The sequence below is a fragment of the Aeribacillus sp. FSL W8-0870 genome, from assembly GCF_037963755.1.
In the GTDB taxonomy this organism is placed as follows: domain Bacteria; phylum Bacillota; class Bacilli; order Bacillales; family Aeribacillaceae; genus Aeribacillus; species Aeribacillus composti.
Window position 1 is genome coordinate 3,510,741 of sequence record NZ_CP150165.1, and the last position, 23,387, is coordinate 3,534,127.

The 23,387-nt window shown below is 37.5% G+C and carries 19 protein-coding genes; 9 read left to right on the plus strand and 10 right to left on the minus strand.

All coding sequences use genetic code 11. From position 1 onward, the window contains the following. Positions 1-458 precede the first annotated feature (458 nt). From NSU02_RS17075 to NSU02_RS17105, 7 genes are all read left to right on the plus strand, one after another. Positions 459-1,061, plus strand: coding sequence for a glycerol-3-phosphate responsive antiterminator (locus tag NSU02_RS17075; RefSeq protein ID WP_242009352.1), 603 nt, complete (start codon positions 459-461; stop codon positions 1,059-1,061). 468 nt (positions 1,062-1,529) lie between these two features. Next, on the plus strand, positions 1,530-2,843 hold the full coding sequence (locus tag NSU02_RS17080; RefSeq protein ID WP_066247712.1) for an ABC transporter substrate-binding protein: 1,314 nt from the start codon (positions 1,530-1,532) through the stop codon (positions 2,841-2,843). Between the two features lie 115 nt (positions 2,844-2,958). Further along, on the plus strand, positions 2,959-3,858 hold the full coding sequence (locus tag NSU02_RS17085; RefSeq protein WP_063386791.1) for a sugar ABC transporter permease: 900 nt from the start codon (positions 2,959-2,961) through the stop codon (positions 3,856-3,858). Continuing rightward, complete coding sequence (locus tag NSU02_RS17090; protein ID WP_003252244.1) at positions 3,848-4,672, plus strand: carbohydrate ABC transporter permease; 825 nt, start codon at positions 3,848-3,850, stop codon at positions 4,670-4,672. Before NSU02_RS17085 ends, NSU02_RS17090 begins: the two co-directional genes overlap by 11 nt. A gap of 14 nt (positions 4,673-4,686) precedes the next feature. Then, positions 4,687-5,832 carry an ABC transporter ATP-binding protein gene (locus tag NSU02_RS17095; RefSeq protein WP_063386792.1) on the plus strand — a complete coding sequence of 382 codons (1,146 nt, stop codon included), beginning with the start codon at positions 4,687-4,689 and terminating at the stop codon, positions 5,830-5,832. 11 nt (positions 5,833-5,843) lie between these two features. Continuing rightward, a complete protein-coding gene (locus NSU02_RS17100; protein ID WP_063386793.1) occupies positions 5,844-6,644 on the plus strand; it encodes a sugar phosphate isomerase/epimerase family protein in 801 nt (266 codons plus the stop codon). Between the two features lie 15 nt (positions 6,645-6,659). Next, complete coding sequence (locus NSU02_RS17105; RefSeq protein ID WP_063386794.1) at positions 6,660-7,448, plus strand: HAD-IIA family hydrolase; 789 nt, start codon at positions 6,660-6,662, stop codon at positions 7,446-7,448. 133 nt (positions 7,449-7,581) lie between these two features. Here the strand turns inward: NSU02_RS17105 and NSU02_RS17110 are convergent, their stop codons facing one another. Further along, entirely contained in the window at positions 7,582-8,382 is an 801-nt protein-coding gene (locus NSU02_RS17110) for a uroporphyrinogen-III synthase (protein WP_063386795.1), read from the minus strand. A 668-nt stretch (positions 8,383-9,050) separates the two neighbouring features. Continuing rightward, positions 9,051-10,412, minus strand: a complete 1,362-nt coding sequence (locus tag NSU02_RS17115; RefSeq protein WP_094245809.1) for a transposase — start codon at positions 10,410-10,412, stop codon at positions 9,051-9,053. A 571-nt stretch (positions 10,413-10,983) separates the two neighbouring features. Between NSU02_RS17115 and NSU02_RS17120 the strand changes: the two genes are divergently transcribed. Beyond that, entirely contained in the window at positions 10,984-12,054 is a 1,071-nt protein-coding gene (locus NSU02_RS17120; protein WP_339193370.1) for a hypothetical protein, read from the plus strand. Between the two features lie 493 nt (positions 12,055-12,547). Here NSU02_RS17120 and NSU02_RS17125 read toward each other — a convergent pair whose 3' ends face one another. From NSU02_RS17125 to NSU02_RS17140, 4 genes are all read right to left on the minus strand, one after another. Then, complete coding sequence (locus tag NSU02_RS17125; protein WP_339193371.1) at positions 12,548-13,504, minus strand: siderophore ABC transporter substrate-binding protein; 957 nt, start codon at positions 13,502-13,504, stop codon at positions 12,548-12,550. Positions 13,505-13,667: 163 nt separating this feature from the next. Beyond that, complete coding sequence (locus tag NSU02_RS17130) at positions 13,668-14,426, minus strand: ABC transporter ATP-binding protein (RefSeq protein WP_339193372.1); 759 nt, start codon at positions 14,424-14,426, stop codon at positions 13,668-13,670. Further along, the gene (locus NSU02_RS17135) at positions 14,420-15,370 is read right to left on the minus strand and encodes an iron chelate uptake ABC transporter family permease subunit (protein WP_066249998.1); all 951 of its coding nucleotides are present in this window, start codon (positions 15,368-15,370) and stop codon (positions 14,420-14,422) included. Before NSU02_RS17135 ends, NSU02_RS17130 begins: the two co-directional genes overlap by 7 nt. Beyond that, positions 15,360-16,313 (minus strand): ABC transporter permease, encoded by a 954-nt coding sequence (locus NSU02_RS17140; protein ID WP_063386800.1) that lies wholly within the window; start codon positions 16,311-16,313, stop codon positions 15,360-15,362. The genes NSU02_RS17135 and NSU02_RS17140 overlap by 11 nt, the downstream gene beginning before the upstream one ends. Before the next feature lie 383 nt (positions 16,314-16,696). On the opposite strand from NSU02_RS17140, the gene NSU02_RS17145 reads away from it, so the two are divergent. Then, positions 16,697-17,173, plus strand: a complete 477-nt coding sequence (locus NSU02_RS17145) for an N-acetyltransferase (protein WP_063386801.1) — start codon at positions 16,697-16,699, stop codon at positions 17,171-17,173. Between the two features lie 220 nt (positions 17,174-17,393). Here NSU02_RS17145 and NSU02_RS17150 read toward each other — a convergent pair whose 3' ends face one another. The 4 genes from NSU02_RS17150 to NSU02_RS17165 form a co-directional block, all read right to left on the minus strand. Then, positions 17,394-18,248 carry a Cof-type HAD-IIB family hydrolase gene (locus NSU02_RS17150; RefSeq protein WP_327873283.1) on the minus strand — a complete coding sequence of 285 codons (855 nt, stop codon included), beginning with the start codon at positions 18,246-18,248 and terminating at the stop codon, positions 17,394-17,396. 39 nt (positions 18,249-18,287) lie between these two features. Next, complete coding sequence (locus NSU02_RS17155; RefSeq protein ID WP_327873284.1) at positions 18,288-20,150, minus strand: ABC transporter ATP-binding protein; 1,863 nt, start codon at positions 20,148-20,150, stop codon at positions 18,288-18,290. Then, positions 20,131-21,864 (minus strand): ABC transporter ATP-binding protein, encoded by a 1,734-nt coding sequence (locus NSU02_RS17160; RefSeq protein WP_339193373.1) that lies wholly within the window; start codon positions 21,862-21,864, stop codon positions 20,131-20,133. The genes NSU02_RS17155 and NSU02_RS17160 overlap by 20 nt, the downstream gene beginning before the upstream one ends. 337 nt (positions 21,865-22,201) lie before the next feature. Then, positions 22,202-23,383, minus strand: a complete 1,182-nt coding sequence (locus tag NSU02_RS17165; protein ID WP_063388773.1) for an IS701 family transposase — start codon at positions 23,381-23,383, stop codon at positions 22,202-22,204. Positions 23,384-23,387: the final 4 nt, after the last annotated feature.

The following is a 23,387-nucleotide window of genomic DNA, read 5'->3' on the forward strand; positions in this document are numbered from 1 at the left end:
CTACAAGTTGAAAGTGCTTTTCCAACTAATCATCTAGTTGCCTATATTAATTTTTCAGAGGATAGTATGTTCATGATAAGAGCATACATCCTCTTTTTTATACACATCTTTCTTATTTGGAACCAGTCTCTCCAGCGACTTTAGAAAACGGCAAAAATAATTCGGCTATTAAAAATAATCTTTCATGCAAAATCATGCTAGATGTAAATCTTTTGTAAAGCAAAATTTACAATGAATTAGCTTTCGCACAATATTTGCTTAATATTTGTTTTTTATATTTCTTTTAAAAGCTTTTGATCCTCTGCCCCCATCCAAAGAGCAAGCATATTCTGCCCAACAAGATGTTTCGCGCAATCCAAAATATAACAAACGTTTGCCAATCGAATTGCTTTTATAACAAAATACTTTGTTAAATCTTGAGAGCAGATTCGGAATTTTAAAAGAAAGGAAATTTAGCTGTGGCAAAAAGCAATGCAGGAACAATTTTGTTGGAAAGATTAAAAAAACATAAAATGGTAGCAGCTATTAAAGAACCGAAATATATTGAGAAAGCGATCAAGAATAAAGAACATTTAAGTGCTGTCTTACTAATGACAGGAACCATTTTAACGGTAAAAAGATATGTTGATTTCATCCAGTCTGAAGGGCTCCCCGTCATATTGCATGTTGAAAAAATAGGCGGTCTGGAAATGGATGGCGATGGAATTGACTTTGTAAAAAAGAATGTCCAGCCAACGGCGATCGTTACAACGAGGAACGGCATAATAAAAAAGGCAAAATCAAGCGGTTTATTTGTTATTCAGCGAATCTTTTTAATTGACACGGAAGTTTATCATAATTTAGTGAAGGATGCGGATCAAATCCGCTCAGATATAATAGAAATTATGCCGTGCCGTGCGCCGGATTTTTTAAAGAAATTCACAAAGGTTTCGCAAGTTCCCGTTATAACAGGAGGGCTGTTGACTTTGCCTGAACATGCGAAGGAAGCGATAAATAATGGCGCACTCGCTGTAACGACGTCCAACTCAAAATTGTGGGAAATGGATATAAATAAATTTTAAAAGAGAATTTACATATGATTTATACTAGATTAACAATTATCATCTATATTAAAAGTAACAAGTGAATAATTACTGGTGCAAATAGAGAGACCTCAAATTTAATGTATATGAAATAGATATATACATTATATTTGGAGTCTCTTTTTTTGTTATGCAAGCAATTGGAGGTGATTCGACATCATTTAATAGATTTGTCAGGTCGGGAGATGAAAAGCATTTACACCAAAATATTAATGGCAAACGATCTGCCAACCTGTCATTGGCATAACGATGAAAAATAGCTTTATCTGTAATTGAAGACAGCTTGTAGAAGCCGCTTGCTCGAACACGGACGGTGATAGCCAGTCAAAGGCAACACGATTTGTTAACTGATTCATGTAAAGAATTTTCTAAATAGGCGAAATGTCACGACAGTTTGAAGATCCCTTTCATTAATTACGCTCAAACAATTTGGTGAGGAGGAATATAATGAAATCATTTGTAAAATTGATTTGCGCATTTACATTAGTATTTATGTTAGCAGCTTGTAACAACACGAGCAAGCAGGCAGCCAATGACTCTCCTTCTAAATCAGAGGACGGCAACAAAAAAACGGTTATCGAATACTGGCACGTAAATGCTGAAACTCAAGGCGGAAAAACAGTAGAAGAGTTAGTGAAGGAATTTAATGCACAAAGTGATACTGTAGAAGTCGTAGCCAAATACAACCCGGACATGTATAAAGGGTTGATGCAAAATTTACAGGCTGAAGTAGCTGCGGGCAATTCACCAGCAGTTGTACAAGTAGGATGGGCATTTTTAGACTACTTCTCAAATAATTTTCATTATGTGCCGCCGCAAGAAATAATAGATAAATATTTTCCAGAAGATAAAACATTTTTAAAAGATCATTTCTTAAAAAATGTTTTGGATTTAGCGAAAAATTCGGATGGTGAACAAGTCGGGATTCCATATTCGTTAAGCAATCCAGTCCTCTATATTAATCGAGACCTTTTACGAAAAGCTGGACTAGATGAAAATGGGCCAAAAACGTGGGAAGAGGTAAGAGAATTTTCCAAAATAATAAAAGAGAAAACAGGAAAATATGGGTTTTATTTGCAGGAGCCGGCAGATAACTGGGCTACACAAGCTTTATTAGAAAGCAACGGAGCCAAAATGATTACGGACGGAAAAGCAACATTTGCTTCAAAAGAAGGAATTGAAGCGTATCAACTATGGGCTGATATGGTGTTAAAAGATAAAACAGCCTTGCATTTGCCTTGGGATCAAGGTGTACAAAGCTTTATCGATGGCAATGTCGCCATGGTCTATACAACGATTGCCCAACGTTCGCATATCCAAGCGAATGCCAAATTTGACGTAGCGGCAATCAAATCGCCAGCATGGGAAGGAAAAGAAGTAAGACTGCCGGCAGGTGGCGCAATGCTGGCTATTACAGCAAAAGATGAAGACCAGCAAAAAGCAGCATGGGAATTCATGAAATTTCTTTATAGCGTTGAATCAATGGCCAAATGGACAGAAGGAACAGGTTATGTGCCTCCACGTAAAGATGTTGCAGAAGCAGAAAATGGACTTAAATCATTTTTAGAAGAAAATGAAATGATGAAGCCTGCCATAGAACAAATGGACAAGATAGTTCCTTGGGCATCATTCCCTGGAGACGCCGGTTTACAGGCAGAGCAATTATTAATAGATGTACGCGACGAAATTCTTACAGGAAAAGTATCAGTAGAAGAAGGTTTAAAATCAACGGAAAAATCCATCAATGAATTGTTAAAGTAAAAGGAAATGTCTACAAAGGGTGACTAACATTTATAACAATTTTTCAAAAAAACTTCCTTTAGTCACCCTCCTTTTAACTTTTATTTTCGGTATCAGTACGGAGGGTAATAAAAATATGAGTGATGGGACGGTTTTAAAAAATAAAGAGAGTTGGAAAGCGTATTGCTTATTGATTCCAACGTTAATTATATTTTCGATATTCATGTTCTGGCCATTTTTATACACAATTTATTTAAGCTTTTTTGACTGGAACATGATTACTCCGACAAAAGAATTTGTAGGATTGAAAAACTACATTGATGTTTTATCTGATCGAAATACATATAAAATATTGGGAAATACATTTATATATATTGCTTTCTTATTAGTTATAAACTGTATCATACCGTATCTTTTTGCTTTCGTTTTAGATTTAATTTTAAAACGATTTAATGGTTTTTATAAAAGCGCCTTGTTTCTGCCGGCATTCATCTCATTGGTCGTCGGTTCGATATTGTTTACGTGGATTTTAAATCCAGTTTCCGGACCTGTTGCCATTATTTTAGGATGGTTCGGCATTGAAATGCCGATTTGGAGCAAATTAGACGGCTGGGTCATATTGGTTTTAAGTTTGATTACATCCTGGAAAGTATTTGGCTATAACTTTATCGTCCTTTATGCTTCTATCAACGGTATTTCACGCGAAATAATAGAAGCAGCCCGTTTGGATAATGTTCCTTTATGGAAAATATTCTTTCATATTGTCTTGCCTATGAGCAGCGCTACTGGCATTTATGTGTTTATTATTACAATCGTCCAAGGACTGCAGTATGTATTCACGCCTATAAAAGTGATAACACAAGGCGGTCCAAATTACGCCAGCTCCAATGCGATCTATCACGCCTATCACGAAGCCTTCGTACTTTACAGAACAGGACATTCTGCAGCTTTATCAATTATGACGATGTTAATCTTTTTCATATTATTAGCTCTTGAATTTAAGTTTGTTGAAAGAGGTATCTATTATGAAAATTAAACGATCTGTTGCGATACCTTGGCACATTATTTTTATCATTACAATCATTATTCTTTTATATCCGATCGTTTTTGCATTAGGTTCATCGTTTAAAACGTTGGAAGATGCCTACAACAATGTTTTGAACATAGTTCCGTTAAATCCGACATTCGAAAACTATATCACATTCTTTAATAGTTTACCCGCTTTCAAAATTACGATGAATACGTTCATTATTGCCTCTGTTGCGACAATTTTCAAACTGATTACTTCATTTTTAGCAGCGTATGCTTTCGTATTTTTGCAGTTTAAAGGGAAAAACATTTTATATTTTATGTTAATTAGTACAATTTTTATCCCTTTTACCGTAACAATGATTCCAAACTATTTGATCATATCGGGTATCGGTTTAGTCAACAGCGTTTGGGGTGTTATTTTGCCGCAGCTCGCCAATGCGCTTGGTATCTTTTTAATGAGGCAGTCGATGAAAACAATCCCCATCTCGTTAATTGAAGCAGCCAAATTAGATCATATTGGACACGCCCGGATTATGAAAGATATCGTTCTCCCATTAGTGAGGCCGGCTGTCACATCAACAGGCATCTGGTTTTTCATTACTACCTGGAACGAATACGTATGGCCGGTGCTCATTTTAAAAAGCAAGGAAAATTATACATTGCCTCTTGCTTTACAGATGTACATCAGCTCAGAAGGCGGCACGAATTTTACTGTCGCCATGGCCGTATCAGTCATCACAATGATAATACCTTTAACTTTATATTTAATTTTCCAGAAGTATATTATAGGAACATTTACTTCTTCTGGAATTAAATAACGGAGGATGGCACAATGAAGGAAATAAGATTTGAAAACGTTTGGAAATCCTATGGAAAAACACATGTTGTAAAAGGGCTCAATCTTACCATTCATCCTGGAGAACGTTTAGTTCTTCTAGGTCCGTCCGGATGCGGCAAATCGACAACTTTACGCATGATTGCAGGCCTTGAAGAAATTACTTCGGGCGACTTATATTTGAATGGCGTAAAGGCGAATGACATTCCAAGCGGAAAAAGAAATGTAGCGATGGTATTTCAAAATTATGCATTATATCCTCATATGAATGTCGTTGAAAATATTACGTACGGTTTAAAAGTTCAGAAGGTTCATAAAGACGAAATTCAAAAAAGATTAAATGCTGTGTTAGAAATGCTCCAGCTGAAAGGATATGAAAACAGATTGCCGAAAGATTTATCCGGCGGGCAAAGGCAGCGTGTCGCTTTAGCAAGAGCCGTTGTAAAAAAATCTGATTTCTTTCTGCTTGATGAACCATTATCAAATTTAGATGCGCAGCTAAGAGTATCTGCGCGCAAGGAACTAGTGAAAATCCATGAAATGTATAAGCAAACAATCGTTTATGTTACACATGATCAAATTGAAGCAATGACTATAGGGGATCGTATTGCGTTAATGAATCAAGGGCAATTGCAAATGGTAGATACGCCGGAAAATGTATATAACCGCCCTGCAAACATCTTTACGGCAAAATTTATCGGCTCGCCTCCAACGAATATTGTCGATATGGATTATTATGATGGCAAGGTTATGATCGGGAAACAATCATTTTTATTGCATCCGATGTGGATCCGACAAATAAATGAATGCAATGCCAAAACGTTTGTTTTTGGAATTCGTCCTGAACATCTAGAAATTTATAAAACTCCCCAAGAAAACACATTAAAAGGCACAGTGAAATACGTGGAAAACCAAGGAAGCAGCTACAGTATTTATATAAATTTAGAAGGTCATGAAGTGATTGCGATGAGTGAAAAAAAGAATTGGCATCCGGGGGAAATGGTCTATTTAAAACCAAAAATGGATCGTATTCATATTTTTGATCAAGAATCCACACAATCAATAGGCTATCCGCAAGAGCTGGATCTGAATGAAAGCAGTCCGATGAATCACAAAATCAATGTGGAAACATATCTTTCATGAGGTGGTTGTTTATGAAAAGAAAAATCTGTTATTCTGATTTGCCGCTTGTATCAAAAGATCCTTTAAAAAATGTCCATGACTTAATTGAATATGGAGCTGATAAAGTTGAACTATTAATGGATGGCGAAAAATGGGATGACATGGAAAAATCATTCAAAAAATTGTCTTCCAAACTAAAAGAATTGCCCATCGGCTACACCATTCATCCGCCAGCATGGGATATTAACTTAACAAGTGAAAATAAAGCGATTCGGGAAGCTTCATTTTTTGAATACAAAAAAGCGATTGAGTTTGCCGGCATGATTCAGGCTTCGCATGTTGTGATCCATCCTGGGTTCTGTTTTTCTCCGGTTTTTGACAAACGTTTAGCAAAGCAGCGAGCTGAAGATTATATCCATCAATTATGTGAATTTGCAAAACCTTTGAACGTCAAGCTGGCAATCGAAAACGTCGGATACAACGGCAGTTCGATTTTTACGCAAGATGAGTTTATAAGCTTTTTAGAAAATATTCATGACACGGCAGGATATTTACTTGATATTGGCCACGCAAATTTAAACGGTTGGGATATTCCGCAAATAATGAAACAGACAAAGGATCGACTGATTGCCCTCCATGTTCATGATAATAACGGAACAGGAGACGATCACTTGCCAATCGGTGAAGGAACCGTCCCATGGCAAGAAATCTTTAAAACGATTCATGAACAATCAATCGATTGTCAGCTCATCCTAGAATATGCCCCCGGAACACCGTTAGAAAAGTTACGCGAAGGCAAAGAAATTCTACTAAAAGAACTTTCAACAGAATAAAGGTGGAGTATTGTATTGTTACACATTGACGATTTTGATGCATATTGTTTTGATTTAGATGGAACTATATATATTGGCAATAAACTTTTGCCCGGTGTAAAAGAAACGATCGACCGATTAAGGCGCCATAACAAAAAAATTCTTTTTATCACAAATACATCGACACAAACAAGAGAAGAATGCAGAAAGCGGCTTCATCATTTAGGAATTCAAGCGAAACTGGACGAAATCATAACAGCTTCTTATTTGTCAGCTGTATATTTTTTAGAGAAATCTCCGGACTCTTTAGTCTATATTGTAGGCGAAAAAGCGATTTCGGAAGAATTCCACAAATTTTCACTAAAAATGACCGACAATCCTATGGACGCGACCCACGTACTTGTCGGGCTTGATCGCTGCTTCACTTACGAAAAACTCAATTTGGCAATGAACGCGGTTCGTAATGGAGCCAAATTAATTGCAGCCAATCCGGATTCGCTTTGTCCAGTTCCTGAAGGGTATATTTCAGATACACTGGCAATAGCGAAAGCAATAGAAGCTGCATCAGGACGGCCGATCGATCAGGTGATCGGGAAGCCTTCCTCTTTTTACGGCAAAAAAATTCTTGAAAAATTAAACATAAACAGCAACAGGTGCTTAATCATTGGCGATCGTTTAGAAACCGATATTTTGCTTGGAAAAACAAATAATTGCCGCACATGCCTTGTATTAACTGGAGCCTCTAGAAAAGAGGATATTGAAAAAAACAAAATTTACCCGAATTATATTGCACAAAATTTACAGTATTTGTTTTTCATGAAATAAATCGATGCTTTCATACATACTGATTTTTAGGTAAAAAGTTCAAACCCAGGTGGACGTGATTCATCCTCGAAGCTGTCACGCTCCACCTGTTTTTTATACACACAATCAGCCATTAAATTTTTTGACGACAACATCATTGAAAATACTCATCCAAAGCGACAATCATCGCCCCCATCCGCTCCAGCTCTGGAGCCACGATGCGCTGCACCCCATATTCCTTCAATTCTCCAGCAGTTACTTTGCCGACGGCTGCTGCCAAAACATTTTGTTGAAATGCCTCTATAAGGTCGGATGTTGCTCCTTTTTTTTCAGCCAATTTAAAAAGCACTCTTACTTGCGGGGCAGCTGTAAACGCAACAGCATTCAGCTTATTCTCGATTATTTCATCCAGCAGCTGCTCAACGGTCTCAGGATTAGGTACAATGGAGCGGTATGGCAAAATTTCATGCAAAATCGCTCCGTGCTTTTCAAACCATTCTGAAAGCTTTGGCACCGGTTCTCCATGCAATTGTAAAAAAACATGCTTGTCTTTAAAAGAAAATCCTTCAATAGCCCGAAGCAGCCCGTCATTCGTTCCGTCATCATCGGCAGCATCCGGCTGAATGCCGATTTGTTTAAGAGCCGCTTTCGTTTTATAGCCGCGGGCAGCTATTTTTGCTTCTTTTAAAACGTTTATTAATGAATCCAAAATGCCGATCTTTTCTGCCGCTTCCAACAGAGCGTTCGTCCCTATTCCTGTCGTAAACACAGCCCAGTCAGTCCCTTTTTCAACAATGCTTCGAAGATCAGCCTCCAAATCCGAAGGAGAGCATTTTATTGTTTCTTGAATAGCTCGAATAACAGGCTCCCCTCCTTTTTTACGAATTAACGTGGAAATTTCCTCGCTCTTTCGAGAGCCTGTGATAGCGATCCGTTTCCCATGTAAATTTCCCATGCCTTTCTTCCCCCTTTTTCTCTATCATACTATAAATACTCCGTTCATCCTTTATTTTCAAATGAAAAAGTTTGAGTCAAGTATTTGTGGGCAACTTTTTTATGGAAGTAGCGTTAGAGCCGTTATGGAATTTCAATGCTTTTGTATGTTAGCGGTAGAAGGGATTATAGGAAAAGCACACCTGGCTTTCTGTCTTAATAAGTGCCGGTGTTGTTTTTGGCTAACTTTATCTGCAAAAAGGATCACCATTTTCTATGTTCATCTATTATTCTATTTACCAGAAATATTTTACTAATTTACCAAATTTAAGTTGAAAAAAGTTGAGTTTAATATATAATGAAAATGAAAAGGAATTTTTTCCTAATACTTTATTAACAGAGGAGGAGAATTCTTAATAAAGGGAAAATTGGAAAAGTATTGAGTACAGTCTTGTCCTTATGCATGTTATCGGTAATTTTGCCAGCTGTATCTCATGCAAATTCTACTTCTTCTGAGGACATAGTCCAACAACAGTTAGAAACTTTTGAAAGAGTGGAGAAAGAGATCGAATCTGACCCAGAACTAGTTCAACCTGATAAAAATTCATCATCTTATAATTTTAAAGCTAATAATTTTCAAGCGTTAGCAGCACCATCATATCCAAAAAGAAAAGGAGTTATATTAGTAACTCAACTTTCGCAGCTCAATTTTGGTAAATAAGCCTTGATATAATTAGGCAAAACTACAATCCATTTACGTAATTGACTTTCGATGAATTTTTTAATCTTTTGATTTACATTTTGAAGTGCATCTTCAAGAATTTCAATGAGTAGTTGAAGTGCAAAGGCCCAATCTAGTTCATCGATTTCATCACAAAGTTCATAAAAAATGCCGCCTAATGTTCGATAATCTGTACTTACTCGGTTTTGCCAAGACAAAACAATGTACCTTGTAAACACAATAGTGGTATGGCTGATCATGGAATCATAAGATCTTCCTTGGAACTCTTTTTGGAGTTTCAATAAGGATTTGACTGTTTTGAAGAATACTTCAATATCCCAACGTATCCCATAAATACGAATGATTTCTTGATCCGATAAAGTACAGTCTGTACTCAAAATAGCTAGCCACTGTCTCTTTTTATTACGATTACGGACAAATACCACTTTAACAGGTACGCCATTTGCCATCGTTGTGTGAATAGAGCGCAAAATACCCTTTTGATGTTGTGATGGTTTAGCTGTTTGGTATAGTTTTTTTAGGCTCACCCATTCACCGTTCACTTGATATCTTTGTTTTGTATCCTTCACCATTCCAATAACATCCAACCCTTGATCCACAATGGACTTGATCAAAGGCTGTTGGGTAAACCATGTATCCATTAAAACGTATGAGGCATCGATTCCTTGAGAAAGTGCCCGTTTAATCATATTGGGAATAACTTCCGGCGCTTTTTGTAAAGCTTCGACACGCCGCTTATAACCGGATGTACGCTTATCGATTCGGTTATCAATCCCATTGATTTGGGAATTCGTAGAGCTTAATAAAGCAAAATCAATAGGCAAAAATGTAGCACCATCTGACCAGCCGAGTGTAAGCATACGAAATCCTTTGTAATAACGCATTTTTTGAGAAGAATGATCGAAACAGCGAGCAAGCAGTTCAACCTTTTTACTGCGATTTCGTTCATAAGATGAGTCGTCCACGATCAGCACTTTCGGACGGTCGTGTCTCGTTAAACTACTTACCTTCATAATGGTGAAAGTACTCAAAACAAGTAAAAACCTGCGCCAATTGTATTGAGGGTTATTTAAGAAGCGATAAATAGCGTTTTTTTCCGGCAAATCTTTAGCTTTTTTACTTTGAAGAAGTCGAAACAAATTTTTGCCTTCAAAAACTAAACTAAAAACTAGCTGGAATAAATAGGCGCAGGAATAACCGAAACCCTTGTTAATTCCCACTTTCCTTAAATATTTTAAGATTTCAAGTTCATCAAATATAGCTTTTACTTCTTTTGGTAGTTGATTGTTCAGTCTGTTATTCGTTATCATAATAAGAGACACCTCACCTGCTTTTGGTAATGTTTTTTCTGGACAATTAAACTATACCAAAAGTTGAGGTGTTTTTTTTGCAAATTTTTATGTCAAGAAGTATTCGAAACAACCAACAAACCCATTAACCGTAAGGCTTAGAAATCCAATTTACTGTGAGAAAGTTGAGTTAGTAACTAAAGATGGAAAATTTGGTTCTCTAGTAGGTCATGCAGGAATCATATACTCACAAACAAAAACAGTTGAATCTTTCCCAGAAAAAGGAGTAAAAACTTACGATAATGATTGGAATAAAAAATATAAAACTGTTTATGCGGTAACGACAAAGGGAACAACTGTCGCTCAAGATGCAAAAGCTGCAGACAGAGCGTATTCACACAAAGGAAAACCTTATAATTGGGAATTTACGAATATCAACACTACAAAAAAATTTTATTGTTCGCAATTAGTATATGAAGCATATAAGTATTCTACAGGTTTAAACTTAAATCATGGCGGAGGAATCGTATTTCCAATTGATTTAGTTAACTCTTCTCACACGTATATCATTTATACTAAAGGAGTTTAACAAATGAACCTTTTTAAAACGATAACAAACAGATACAAAATGATCTTTATCTGTTTGTTATCCTCCATGATCTTTTTACAAGGATGCTTCTCAACGGAAACAAAAAACATCGAAGATTACAAATATGCAGTGATTTATACAGATATGTTTGAGAAAGCAGTTATACACCTGTACAATGAAAAAGGAAAGTTTCTTTCAAAACATAAAACGAAATACAGAGGAATGCCTCTTGGAGCTTTTATGGAAAGACCTATTCATATGAATAATAAAGTATATTACGCTAATCCACAATCTAAATACAACACCAATGAATTTATATTAGAGTTAAATAAAAGTAATTTGCAGATTAAAGAAATTCCTAACGAAGAAAAAATTGCTCCCACAGTTTGGACTGTTGATAAGGAGTTTGCTTATATGTCTGAAGGAGATCTTACTTCCTCTAAGCTTGCCAAAACAAATATAGCAACAGGAAAACAGGTCGCATCCACTAAGCTCAAGGGGGAGGCGAACTATATGATTGAACATTCAGACAAATTATATGTATTAACCTTTATACACTCCAATCCAGATGATATTTACGGTATTATCAATGTAATCAATAAAAAAGATTTATCTTTAATTGAAACAATAAAAATAGACGATATGATGTATTCATCAGATATGGAGCTCGTTGACAACGATCTTTTCCTAGTAAAAACATCAGATGGAAAAGACAATCAGTCAAATGAATTAATAAAAATAAACTTGAAGAACAAGAAAATTGAAAAGATTATCCTTCCGTTCAAATCCTTGAGTGATATGCATGTACACAAAGATCATATGTTTATCACACAAGGAAATTCGTTTCTAGAACCCACGGAAAAGAAAATTGCGAAACTTCATTTAAATTCTTCTAAAATGGATGTATTTACTACAGAAATTGAAAACTATGTATCATATATTCATGAAGATCAATTTATTACATCAGACGGCACAAAGATACAAATTTATAATCTTGATAACTTCAAAAAAGAAAAAGAATTTAAATTAGAAGGAGATGAGAGTCTATTCACTTCATTTTTCATCAATGATTAAAAGCCAATACTATGTAGCAAGGTATTGGCTTTTTGTAATGCCTTCTTACGGTGTCTAACTTGCGAGTCTCATAATCAAATGTTGACCTTGTCTATGACTTTCGGCATATGGATGTGTTTCTTGCGTCTGTTTCTTTTATCGAAAAGGTTGAGACGTTCAAGCACATACTAATCAATTCGACATGTCGGTCATACCTCCCTGGGTAAGGGTGCAGTCTTTCCTTCCACCTGTCTGCTTCATTTACTCTGTACCATCTTCGACAGAAAGGACTTTGTTTCATCCAATGGCAACTAGCCTCATATGAAGTTCGTGTTTCGAGAGACACCTTAAGTTTGCTGCCCGCTTCCTTCAGATTCCACATCACCACGGACACCCTTGCGTTAAGCTAACTGCTACTTTTGCTTTCGCAGCTCTGGACTTTCTCCCTAGAGATTACACCCATGCCCGGGTGCATATGAAAAAAGAGAGCTGTTTTCAGCTCCCTTTTGAAAAATTATTGGATCGCATTATCCACTTCTTTCACCATTTCAGCAACCGAAATCAATCCGCCGCCGGATAAATACCAGTAGTTAGGATCTAAGTACACAATATTGCCGTTTTTGTAGGCATTTGTCTTTTTCACTAATTCATTTTCTACTGTTTGTTTTGCAGATGATTGGCCGCCTACAACAGCACCGCGGTCTACCACAAATAAGTAATCAGGATTTTTTTCAACGATATATTCAAATGAAATGCTTTGTCCGTGTGTAGAAACTTCAATGTTTTCATCTACAGCTTTAATTCCAAATTCATCATGGATAAGTCCAAATCTAGATTTCGGTCCATATGCGCTGACTTTCCCTTCATTGGCTAAAATAACTAATGCATTTTTTCCAGACGCTTCTGCTTTTTCTTTTAGCTTTTTAATCGATTCATCGATTGCTGCCAGTTCTTTTTCAGCTTCCTCTTCTTTACCGAAAATTTTTCCAAGTGTTTTCACATTTTCATGGAATGACTCTAAATATTTCGTTGTATCAACACCCATAAAGATGGTTGGTGCAATTTTCTCAAACTCTTCATAAACCTCTGATTGTCTTCCGGAAATAATGATCAAATCAGGCTCAATCGAACTGATTTTTTCAAAGTCCGGTTCTTTTAAACCGCCGACATTTTCATATTTATCGCCACTGTATTTGTCTTTTAAATAGGATGGAAGGTTATCCTTCGGTACACCTGCCACTTCAACGCCAAGCTTATCCAATGTGTCAAGAGCACCAAAATCAAAAACGACGACTTTTTCTGGATTTTTCTTCACTTTTATTTCGCCAAGCTGATGCTTAATCGTCAGTACTTCTGACTCCTGTTTCGTGTCATTTTTTTCACCTTCGCCGCTAGTTGCTCCGTTCGAGCCGCAAGCTGCAACAACAAAAACCATCAAAGAAGCAATGAGAAAAACTAAAAACTTTTTCATAAAAATTACCCCCTGTATATTTTTTAAATGATGTCGGCAATTCTTTAAACATCTCGCAATTGAATAAGAAAATCATTATCATTTCGAATTCTTTATAAGGAAGAGCTGACAGCTCTTCCTTCTGCTGAGATGTTTATCAAAATGCCTCCATCAATACTACCCTTTAAGAAAAGTACACACATATTTTGCAATTGTTTATTTGCTGGATGTTTATATCCATATCATATACGTCTTTTAAGACAGAACGATCTATGACTTGATCAGTTGGCCCGACGTGTACGAGTTCTCCATCTTTCATTGCAACCACATAATCGGCATACACCGATGCAAAATTGATATCGTGCAGTACAATGACAATTGTTTTTCCAAGCTCATCGACAAGTTTTCTTAACATTTTCATAATTTGCACAGAGTGCTTCATATCTAAATTATTCAATGGCTCATCAAGCAAAATATATTCGGTATCCTGCGCGATCACCATAGCGATAAAAGCCCGCTGCTTTTGGCCTCCGCTCAATTGATCAAGAAATTTATGTTCAATCTCTTCAAGTCCCATGTAATGGATCGCTTCATCAACATGCCTTTGATCTTCTTTTGTTAATCTTCCACTTGAATACGGAAATCTGCCGAAAGAAACAAGCTCCCTGACTGTTAAGCGAAGATTAATGTGGTTTGATTGCTTTAAGATCGAAATTTTTTTCGCCAAATCGTTGCTTTTGCATGCGCCAATTTCTTTTCCGTCAATCAATATTTCTCCTTCATCTTTTTTTATTAATCGGCTGATCATTGATAGCAGTGTGCTTTTTCCAGCTCCGTTCGGGCCGATGAAGGCTGTGATTTTTTGTTTCGGAATTTTCAGCGAGACGCCTTTTACTACAAATTTGTTTCCGTACTGTTTTGAAACATTTTTTACTTCTACCATGATCGATTCTCCTTTAATAGAAGATAAATAAAATAAACCCCTCCAACAAAATTAATGACAACACTTAACGTAGTTGAAAATGTAAACACTCTTTCGACCAATAGCTGACCGCCAACCAACGCAATGATGGAAAAAAGAACGGTCCCGATCGTTAAAACACTATGTTTATATGTGTTTAAAAATTCCCTTGCCACGTTAATCACGAGAAGACCCAAAAACGTCATCGGACCGGTTAAAGCTGTCGAAATCGAAACGAAAACAGCCACAATGATCAAAAGCCTTTTGACAACATGATCGTAATCAATGCCGAGATTAATCGCATGCTCCCTTCCAAGTGCCAGCACATCTAAATATTTGGCATATTTCAGTGAATAAAGACCCGCCAGCAGCATAACGGCAATCGACAAGTACAGCAAATCCGTATTCACGTTATTGATGCTGGCAAACATTCTGTCCTGTACAATTAGAAATTCGTTAGGATCTATCAGCACTTGCATAAAAGAAGTCAAGCTGTTAAATAATGTTCCGAATATCAGTCCAATTAGAAGAAGAAAATAAATGTCTTGACCCTCGCCTCGAAGAAGGAATTTGTAAAAGATCAGTGCAAACAGCATCATAAAGAACAAGGAAAGCGCAAAGTTAATATTTTTATCGATCATCGCAACATGTGTTGAACCAAATAAAAAGACAAGCATGGTTTGCAAAAGCATATATAAAGAATCTAAACCTAAAATGCTCGGAGTTAAAATTCTGTTGTTTGTAATCGTTTGAAATACTAACGTTGAAAAACCGATTGCTACACTTGTAATAATAACCGCCAGCATCTTCACCGAACGGCGCGGCAATGCATAATCCCAATTTTTGCCGAGGTCGATGAACAAAAAGGTGATAATTAAAAGGACTGCGACCACTAGAAGAGATGTTATTTTCGCTCTATAACCCATATGCTTTTCTCCTCATAAGTAAGTAAACAAAAATGGCACTGCCGATGACACCGACGGTTAAGCTGATCGAGATTTCGTACGGATATATAATGATTCGCCCTAAAATATCGCAAAACATAACGAAAACAGCACCGAGCAAAGCGGTATGAATCAAATTCTTTTTCAAATGGTCTCCATTGTATATGGCGACAATATTCGGAACGACAAGACCTAGAAACGGAATGGTTCCAACCGTCAATACAACAGATGAAGTGATCAAAGCTACGATAACAAGTCCGATATTGACAACTTGTTTATAATTCAAGCCTAAATTTTTCGAAAATTCCTCTCCCATTCCAGCGACAGTGAATTGATTCGCATACAAGTATGCAATTAATACAAAAGGAATGCTGACGTACAATAATTCATATTGACCTTTTAAAATTAACGAAAAATCTCCTTCCAGCCATGAGGAAACATTTTGAATCAAATTATTTTTGTATGCAAAAAAAGTAGTGATAGATCCAATGATGTTGCCGAACATCAGCCCGACTAGAGGAACAAAAATAGTATCTTTATATTTAATTTTTTCTAATATTTTCATAAAGATAAATGTTCCTAAAAGTGCAAAAGCAAAAGCGACAATCATTTTTTGAATCGGACTAGCGTCTGCAAAAACCATGATCGCAACTAAAATCCCCAATCTGGCGGAATCCATTGTTCCTGCCGTAGTTGGGGAAACGAACTTGTTTCTGCTCAGCTGCTGCATAATAAGACCGGCAATGCTTATACTCGTTCCTGCAATAATAATGCTAATAACGCGCGGAATTCTGCTGATGATTAAAATTTGTATTTGTTCATCTGTCAAATTGAATATATCAGTTGGTTTAATATCGTTTACTCCGATAAAAATCGATGCAATTGAAAGGATAATGAGAGCAATGATCAAATATCGTTTTTTCATTTTTTAACTCTTTCCGTAATAAATTAATAATGAGATTCGTTATCAATTATAATAAGAATAAGACTCATTTTCAATAAATTAAGAAAAAATGTCTGAATTTGTCCACAATTTGATGGATGAAGAAGATTAAACCTCTCTTGCAAACATCTATTTTTTACCATAAGTTTCATTGAATGCTAGCTTCCATGTAGTAAAATCCTCTTATCAAATATTTTCTCCCTCCAAAATTTTACTTACAGAAAATGTTTAAATATTTGATGAACTTGCATAATTATAAATTGTTTGGTTTTTTATTGACAAAATAATGTTCATACCGATAATATATATGAATAAATATTTTGTTTTACTTATAATTATTCATTCGATTAAATGAGGGAGTATACATGCACATTCGAAGAGCGACTATGAGCGATACAGATGCCATCTATCAATTAATTAAACATTATGCATTGGAAGGAAAGCTGCTCAGCAGAACGTACGCATCTATTTATGAGAATTTACAAAATTTTTATGTTGCAGATGAAGGCGGAGCAGTGGCTGGCGTTGCCAGCTTGCATATTTTAGACAAAGATTTGGCTGAAATCCGCTCGCTGGCCGTTGACCCTGACCATACCGGCAAAGGCATCGGAAAAGAGCTCGTAAAACAAATCATTTATGAAACAAACAGGTTGGAAATTGAAAATTTGATTGCCTTAACGTATCAAATCGAGTTTTTTACCAAATTAGGATTCGATATCGTTGACAAGCAATCTCTCCCGCAAAAAATGTGGAAGGATTGCATCAATTGTCCGAAACTTCCATCGTGTGACGAAACAGCTATGTTAAAAAAAGTATGGCAGACAGAACTAGCGAAACAATAAAAATAATTCATCACACTTTTTTATTGCCCGCCTCAAAGAAGCCGCACCGTCGCAGTTTTCAATAGTAAATAAAATGAAAGGAGCTATCCCAGAAAGTCAAATCCCTATCGTAAACAAAAAATTATAAACGTCGATATATCAACGTTTATAAAACATTAAAGGGGGCGTCAATAAGCCGTAAAAACGACTTATTAGACACCCCTTCACATCCATAAACCATTTACAGCACAAATTGTCGAATAGCATAGGCGACACCGTGTTCATCGTTTGTCCTCGTCACGATATCGCACATTTCTTTCACCTCAGGCTCGGCATTCCCCATTGCAACGGAAAGCCCTGCAGCTTCCAGCATTGGAACGTCATTGAAATTATCACCAATCGCAATCGTTTGTTCCAATGGGATATTGTAGTGCTTGGCAACAGCTTTTAATCCATATCCTTTATTTCCCTTTTCATCCATTATTTCAACGTTGTAGTCACCTGATGTCGTAACCGCAATCCCAGCAATGTTTTCTAATTGTTCCATAATTTCTTTTCTAGTATGTTGATTAAATTGCAAAATAAAAAACTTTTGGACCGATAAATCACCGCGGTTTATAACATCTTGTATATGACGAAAGTATCGATTATTGTCGGTCCTTTTTGGCTGCTCGATAAACTGTTTGTACTCAGATTCAAGCAAACATTTTGCCAGCTCCGGATTCGACTGCAGAGCAGAGCGAACTTTGGCGCTCCAGTCTTCCGGCATCCAAATACCATCATTTGTATAAAGTTTATACGGCACACCATAACTCTCCAAAATTTCGGCTGCTTCCAACATGTTTTGTTTGTTCATTGAAATGTATTTCGGCTTTTCTCCTTCGATTACGACAACTGTTCCATTGCTTGCTGCAAATGGACATGCAAAATCATATTCGTCCAGCAGTTCACGAATACTCTCAGGCGCCCTGCCGGAGCAAATCATGATGATGTTTCCCTCATTTTGTGCTTCCCGAATAGCTGTAAGATTTTCTTCTGATATGGATAAATTGGAAGATAGCAATGTCCCGTCTAAATCAATAGCTACTAATTTCATACTGTTTCCCCTTTTAACAAAGTAAAGTGATTATATTCATTATATATGATCCTTTATTTCTGACAACATGTCTTTCGTTTTTAATTGCGGTTTTAGCTGGTTTGTGACTAAATCAAAATAAAACCCCTCTTTTTCCAGCAATTCATCAGGAGATCCTTTTTCCACAATGCGACCATCCTGGATAACAAATATTTGATCTGCTTTTTTAATCGTATTCAGCCGATGAGCGATCACAAAGCTTGTTCTCCCCTTCATCAGCCTCTCCAGCGCTTCTTGAATCTTTAATTCTGTTACAGTGTCAATGCTGCTTGTCGCTTCATCCAGCAATAAAATGGACGGATTTTTTAAAATCGCCCTCGCAATTGAAAGAAGTTGTTTTTGACCTTGACTGATGCTCGTTCCACCTTCGTTAATGATTGTATCATATTGATCAGGTAGGTTTTTAATAAATGAATGAGCATTTGCTAGCTTTGCCGCTTCCTCCACTTCCTCATCTGTTGCATCCAATCTTCCGTATCGGATATTTTCACGAATTGTCGTGTGAAACAAAAAAGGATCCTGCAATACAAACCCCATTGCTTGACGAAGTTCACTCCGTCTTAATTTGGAAATATCCTTTCCATCTATCAAAATTCTCCCTTCATTTATTTCATAAAAGCGTGCCAGTAAATTGATGATCGTTGTTTTTCCGGCGCCGGTGGCACCGACAAGGGCAACTGTTTCTCCCGGAGAAACATGAAAGCTAATATTTTTTATCGTTTGGCTCTCTTCCCCGTATGAAAAAGATACTCGATCAAACACAATGTCCCCTTTTATATTTGCGGATTGTACATATTCTCCAAAATCAGCTTCCTCTGCCTGCTCATCGAGCAAATCAAATACCCGCTCTGCACCGGCAACCGCAGATAATAATGTATTAAATTGATTGGCAAGATCATTTAAAGGCCGTGTAAACTGCCTGGCGTACTCCGCAAAAACAACAATCGTTCCGATGGTTATCCACCCTTTTAGAGCAAAGATTCCACCGAACCCTGCAATCAATGTAAAACTTAAATTGTTTAATACGTGCATAAGCTTTGGGATAAAACCGGAAATCGTCTGAGCCCAAAATGAAGATCTCCGCAGCCTTTCATTTTTTTCTAAAAACTCATGCATAACCCGGTTCTCTTGTGAAAAGGTTTTGACAATTCGCTGACCAGTGATGGTTTCTTCAATGTATCCATTCAGTTCCCCTAAACTTCGCTGCTGCTCTTTAAACAATTGTCCAGTCCGCCGGGTAATCCATTTCATACCTACAACCAATAAAGGAACAACTATTAAGGTGATGATTGTCAAAAAAGGGCTCATCCATAACATAACAGAAACAACACCAATTAATGTAAGAACACTGGATGAGATTTGAATCACTGAGCTGTTTAATGTCGAGCTGACGTTTTCAACATCATTGGTCATTCGGCTCATCAGCTCTCCCGTTTTTTTCTGATCAAAAAAAGAAATGGGAAGAAGATGAAACTGGCGAAATAGATCGGATCTTATTTTATACACAGTATTTTGCGCCACTTTGATCATCCATATGTTTTGCAGCCAAATGGAAAGGGAATGCAATGCATAGATCAAAACAAGAACGATGAAAAAAAAGAAAAAGTGATTTCCGCTTTTTTCTACAATATAAATGTCGATCCCTTTCCCTACTAAAAAAGGCCCAAGGATTGTTAAAACTGTGCTAATAAAAACCATGAGCAAAACGAAAAAAAACAAAACTTTTTGATCTGACATATATCCCCAAATTCTTTTTAATGTTCCTTTCCAGTCTTTAACTTTTGAAGAGCTTTTCTTCACTTTTGACTCATTTGTCAGCTTTAGTTTTTCATATCGGAAAGGTTCAATAAGACTTTTGAGCATGACGGATGCCATCCTTTCCATATTGTGATTCATAGATTTTTTGGTAAAGTGGAACGCTGCGTATTAATTCATCATGCCTTCCTTTCGCAAGCACCTTTCCGTTTTCTAGTAGCAAAATTTGATCAGCCGCCATCGCTGTTAAAATTTTTTGCGTAATGATCAAGGTCGTACATGGATATTTCATCAATGCTTGAAGCAGTTTTCTTTCCGTCTTTAAGTCTAAAGCACTCGTGCTGTCATCAAGCAGCAATATTTTTGGCTTTCGGACAAGCGCTCTGGCAATCGAAATTCGCTGCTTTTGCCCTCCGGAAAGATTCACGCCTTTTTGGCTGATAAGGGTATCATATCCATGAGGGAGCTTTAAAATCGTATCATGTATTTGGGCATCCTTTGCAGCAGCAATGATTTCTTCCATAGTAGCATCTTCTTTTCCCCATAAAATATTATCTTTTACCGTTCCAGTGAATAACAGCGATTCTTGCGGAACCATCCCAATTGACCTTCTTAAATGCTCAAGCTTGATCGTACGTATATCGAAACCGTCAATATAAACGGCTCCTTTTTCTAAGTCATATAATCGCGGAATTAAATTGAAAAGAGTCGATTTGCCGGAGCCGGTAGCCCCCATCACCGCCATAGTTTCTCCAGCATTTACCGTAAACGATACATCATCAAGCACCTTAACGGCTGAATCCGGGTATGCAAAGGACACCGATCGAAATTCAATTTTTCCCTCTGTTATTTGATGACTTGATTCGGCAAGCTCATCAGTCAATTTTACTTCTGTTTGAAGCACCTCCGAAATCCTTAAGCTGGAGGCTTTTGCCCTGGAAAAACCAGAGACAATAAAAGACAGCATAGATAAAACAGAAATGATCCTCGTTGAATAATTGACGATCGCAACAACTTCACCTACTTTTGCCTCACTTGGTCCAGCATGAGCCGCCCATAAAATAATTAAAATGCTTACATTCATTACAAAAAGCAAGACAGGCTGCATAATTTCCATAAAGCGGAGCACGAAAATTGTTTGGTCTTTTAAATCTTTGTTCGCCTTCTGAAAGCGATTAACTTCATAGTCATTTCGCAAAAAAGCTTTGATTAAGCGCATATTCGTCAAGTTTTCCTGTATGACTTTATTCACCGTATCCAGCTTTTCTTGCACGATTCGAAACATCGATCCTGCTCTTTTCATCACCCATAAAAGAAAAAAGATCAGGCACGGAAGAATGACGATGAGAATGAAGGATAATGTAAAATTTACTGCTAGAGCCATAACCGCGCCGCCGATCACCAACAATGGAGCACGCAGCATAATCCGAAGTCCCATAAAAATTGTGTTTTGCACTTGGGAGACATCATTTGTCATCCTTGTAATGAAAGATGAATTGGAAAATTGATTATAGTTCGCAAATGAAAAGGATTGAATTTTCCCAAAAAGAACTTTTCTAATATCAAATCCAAAGCTCTGGCTGACATGCGCCGCAAAAAATGAATTAATGATGCCTGCTGCAAAGGCAAGAGCCGATACACCAACCATCACCAGCCCCCAATGGACGACAGCTGATAAATCCCTTTTCAAAATTCCATCATCTACAATTTTTGCCATAAACAAAGGCTGGACAAGCTCCACTGTCAGCTCGGTTAACATGAGAGCAAGAGCAATAACAACCGCCAAGCGGTACGGTTTTAAGAAAGACGCCACTTCTTTCATAAGCATAGCCTCCAAAAAGTATGAACGAAACTATTTATATTTTCCATCATACAACTTTATAAAAAATTTTTTAACTATTTTTACTTTTCCCTATTAAAGAAGGCAATTATATGTTTTTATGGGACGTGTGGTAATTCCAACTATTGTTTGAAAGCTGACGCATTCACAAGCAAGCAGGTTGTAATTCCAAATATTTTTTCGAAAGTGACAAAAATTAAGACGACCCCGAAAAGTTCGTTTGAACCTTCCGAGATCGTCCAGCTATGAAATATTTACTGTAGTTGAGCAATTTTCATTACAATAATTACCATGTAAAAAGAGACAAACGGAGTACCCCTTATGCCACATGAAGCTGTTTTTTAACGACATCAATGGGAATATCTTGTTTCGCTGCATCGTAAATAAACTCCACGAGGCTATGTCCTTTCTTCTTTCGAAGGAAGTCAAGCCCGGTAGAGAAATCGCTGTTGGATTCGACCATACTGTACACATAAGCGAGTTGCACCAAGATCCAATACCGTTTCACCGCCCGACGTTGACGAACGCGGTACCCATCGAGCTTCAGCTGGTCTTTCGCTTGTCGAAAAAAGCATTCGATCGACCAACGCTGGGCATAGTAGCGCAAGATCTCTTCATCGCTTAGCTCCCGGTCGGTGCTCAAGACGCAGTGAAGATGTTCAGGTGTCATCGGCTGATCGGCTTTCCAAGCCAACAACACAACGGCATCATCGAGACCTTTCAGCGCTCCCTCGTAGCGATACACGCGATAACGCTCTTCTCCCACCGTGACGAGATGGGTGTCGTTCGGTTCGATATAGCGGGCAAACTGTTTGGCTTGGATGGCGATGCCTTTTGGATAAAGAACCCGATTCGTCTTGAGCATCGCAATGACGTGGAATCCTTTTTTCAGGCAGGCTTCCACGAGTGTTTTCGATGGGTACCAAGAATCCATCAGCACATAAACAGAACCGTGCACATCCAAAGAAGAAAGCATCTCGATGGCCCATTGACCCTTGCTTTTCCCATCCGCCTTGTCGTAGAGGCGAAACGCAAAGGGAAAGGCTTGCGTCATCGTATGAACCATGAGCCAGACGAGAGAGTGTCCCCAAATCGACTTTTTGTCCGCGTGAGAATAATGCCAATTACACCCTTCAATAGCGTGTTTCGCCTGTGACGAAGGCTTCGTTTTTCGGCAGATCGTATCATCGATCGAAACAAAAATGGGGTGATTCTTTCGCTTGGCCGTTCGTTCCACATGACGAAGCATCCACTGCTGGAGTTTGCGAAGCAAGATTTCTTCATCCCAAGGGCTTTTCGTGAAAAAATGGCTCAGTGTCGTTCGATGGTTGGGATGAAAGCTCTCATGATGCAGATCGGTCAAGGTTCCCACAAATCCTTTCGTTGTCAGCGCATCGATAATATGAACGAGATGCTTCATGACCGGCTTAGAGAAATAAAGGGCCAGCCCCAACATTGCGAAAAACTTGTCGATTCCTTGGTGATGTGGTAGTCTATTCATGAGA

Bases quoted from the DNA above. Each gene is read 5' to 3' on its own strand.
- NSU02_RS17080 (WP_066247712.1), top strand. From the start codon at position 1,530: ATGAAATCATTTGTAAAATTGATTTGCGCATTTACATTAGTATTTATG.
- NSU02_RS17085 (WP_063386791.1), top strand. From the start codon at position 2,959: ATGAGTGATGGGACGGTTTTAAAAAATAAAGAGAGTTGGAAAGCGTAT.
- NSU02_RS17090 (WP_003252244.1), top strand. From the start codon at position 3,848: ATGAAAATTAAACGATCTGTTGCGATACCTTGGCACATTATTTTTATC.
- NSU02_RS17095 (WP_063386792.1), top strand. From the start codon at position 4,687: ATGAAGGAAATAAGATTTGAAAACGTTTGGAAATCCTATGGAAAAACA.
- NSU02_RS17100 (WP_063386793.1), top strand. From the start codon at position 5,844: ATGAAAAGAAAAATCTGTTATTCTGATTTGCCGCTTGTATCAAAAGAT.
- NSU02_RS17110 (WP_063386795.1), bottom strand. From the start codon at position 8,382: ATGGGAAATTTACATGGGAAACGGATCGCTATCACAGGCTCTCGAAAG.
- NSU02_RS17115 (WP_094245809.1), bottom strand. From the start codon at position 10,412: ATGATAACGAATAACAGACTGAACAATCAACTACCAAAAGAAGTAAAA.
- NSU02_RS17120 (WP_339193370.1), top strand. From the start codon at position 10,984: ATGAACCTTTTTAAAACGATAACAAACAGATACAAAATGATCTTTATC.
- NSU02_RS17125 (WP_339193371.1), bottom strand. From the start codon at position 13,504: ATGAAAAAGTTTTTAGTTTTTCTCATTGCTTCTTTGATGGTTTTTGTT.
- NSU02_RS17130 (WP_339193372.1), bottom strand. From the start codon at position 14,426: ATGGTAGAAGTAAAAAATGTTTCAAAACAGTACGGAAACAAATTTGTA.
- NSU02_RS17135 (WP_066249998.1), bottom strand. From the start codon at position 15,370: ATGGGTTATAGAGCGAAAATAACATCTCTTCTAGTGGTCGCAGTCCTT.
- NSU02_RS17140 (WP_063386800.1), bottom strand. From the start codon at position 16,313: ATGAAAAAACGATATTTGATCATTGCTCTCATTATCCTTTCAATTGCA.
- NSU02_RS17145 (WP_063386801.1), top strand. From the start codon at position 16,697: ATGCACATTCGAAGAGCGACTATGAGCGATACAGATGCCATCTATCAA.
- NSU02_RS17150 (WP_327873283.1), bottom strand. From the start codon at position 18,248: ATGAAATTAGTAGCTATTGATTTAGACGGGACATTGCTATCTTCCAAT.
- NSU02_RS17155 (WP_327873284.1), bottom strand. From the start codon at position 20,150: ATGCTCAAAAGTCTTATTGAACCTTTCCGATATGAAAAACTAAAGCTG.
- NSU02_RS17160 (WP_339193373.1), bottom strand. From the start codon at position 21,864: ATGAAAGAAGTGGCGTCTTTCTTAAAACCGTACCGCTTGGCGGTTGTT.
- NSU02_RS17165 (WP_063388773.1), bottom strand. From the start codon at position 23,383: ATGAATAGACTACCACATCACCAAGGAATCGACAAGTTTTTCGCAATG.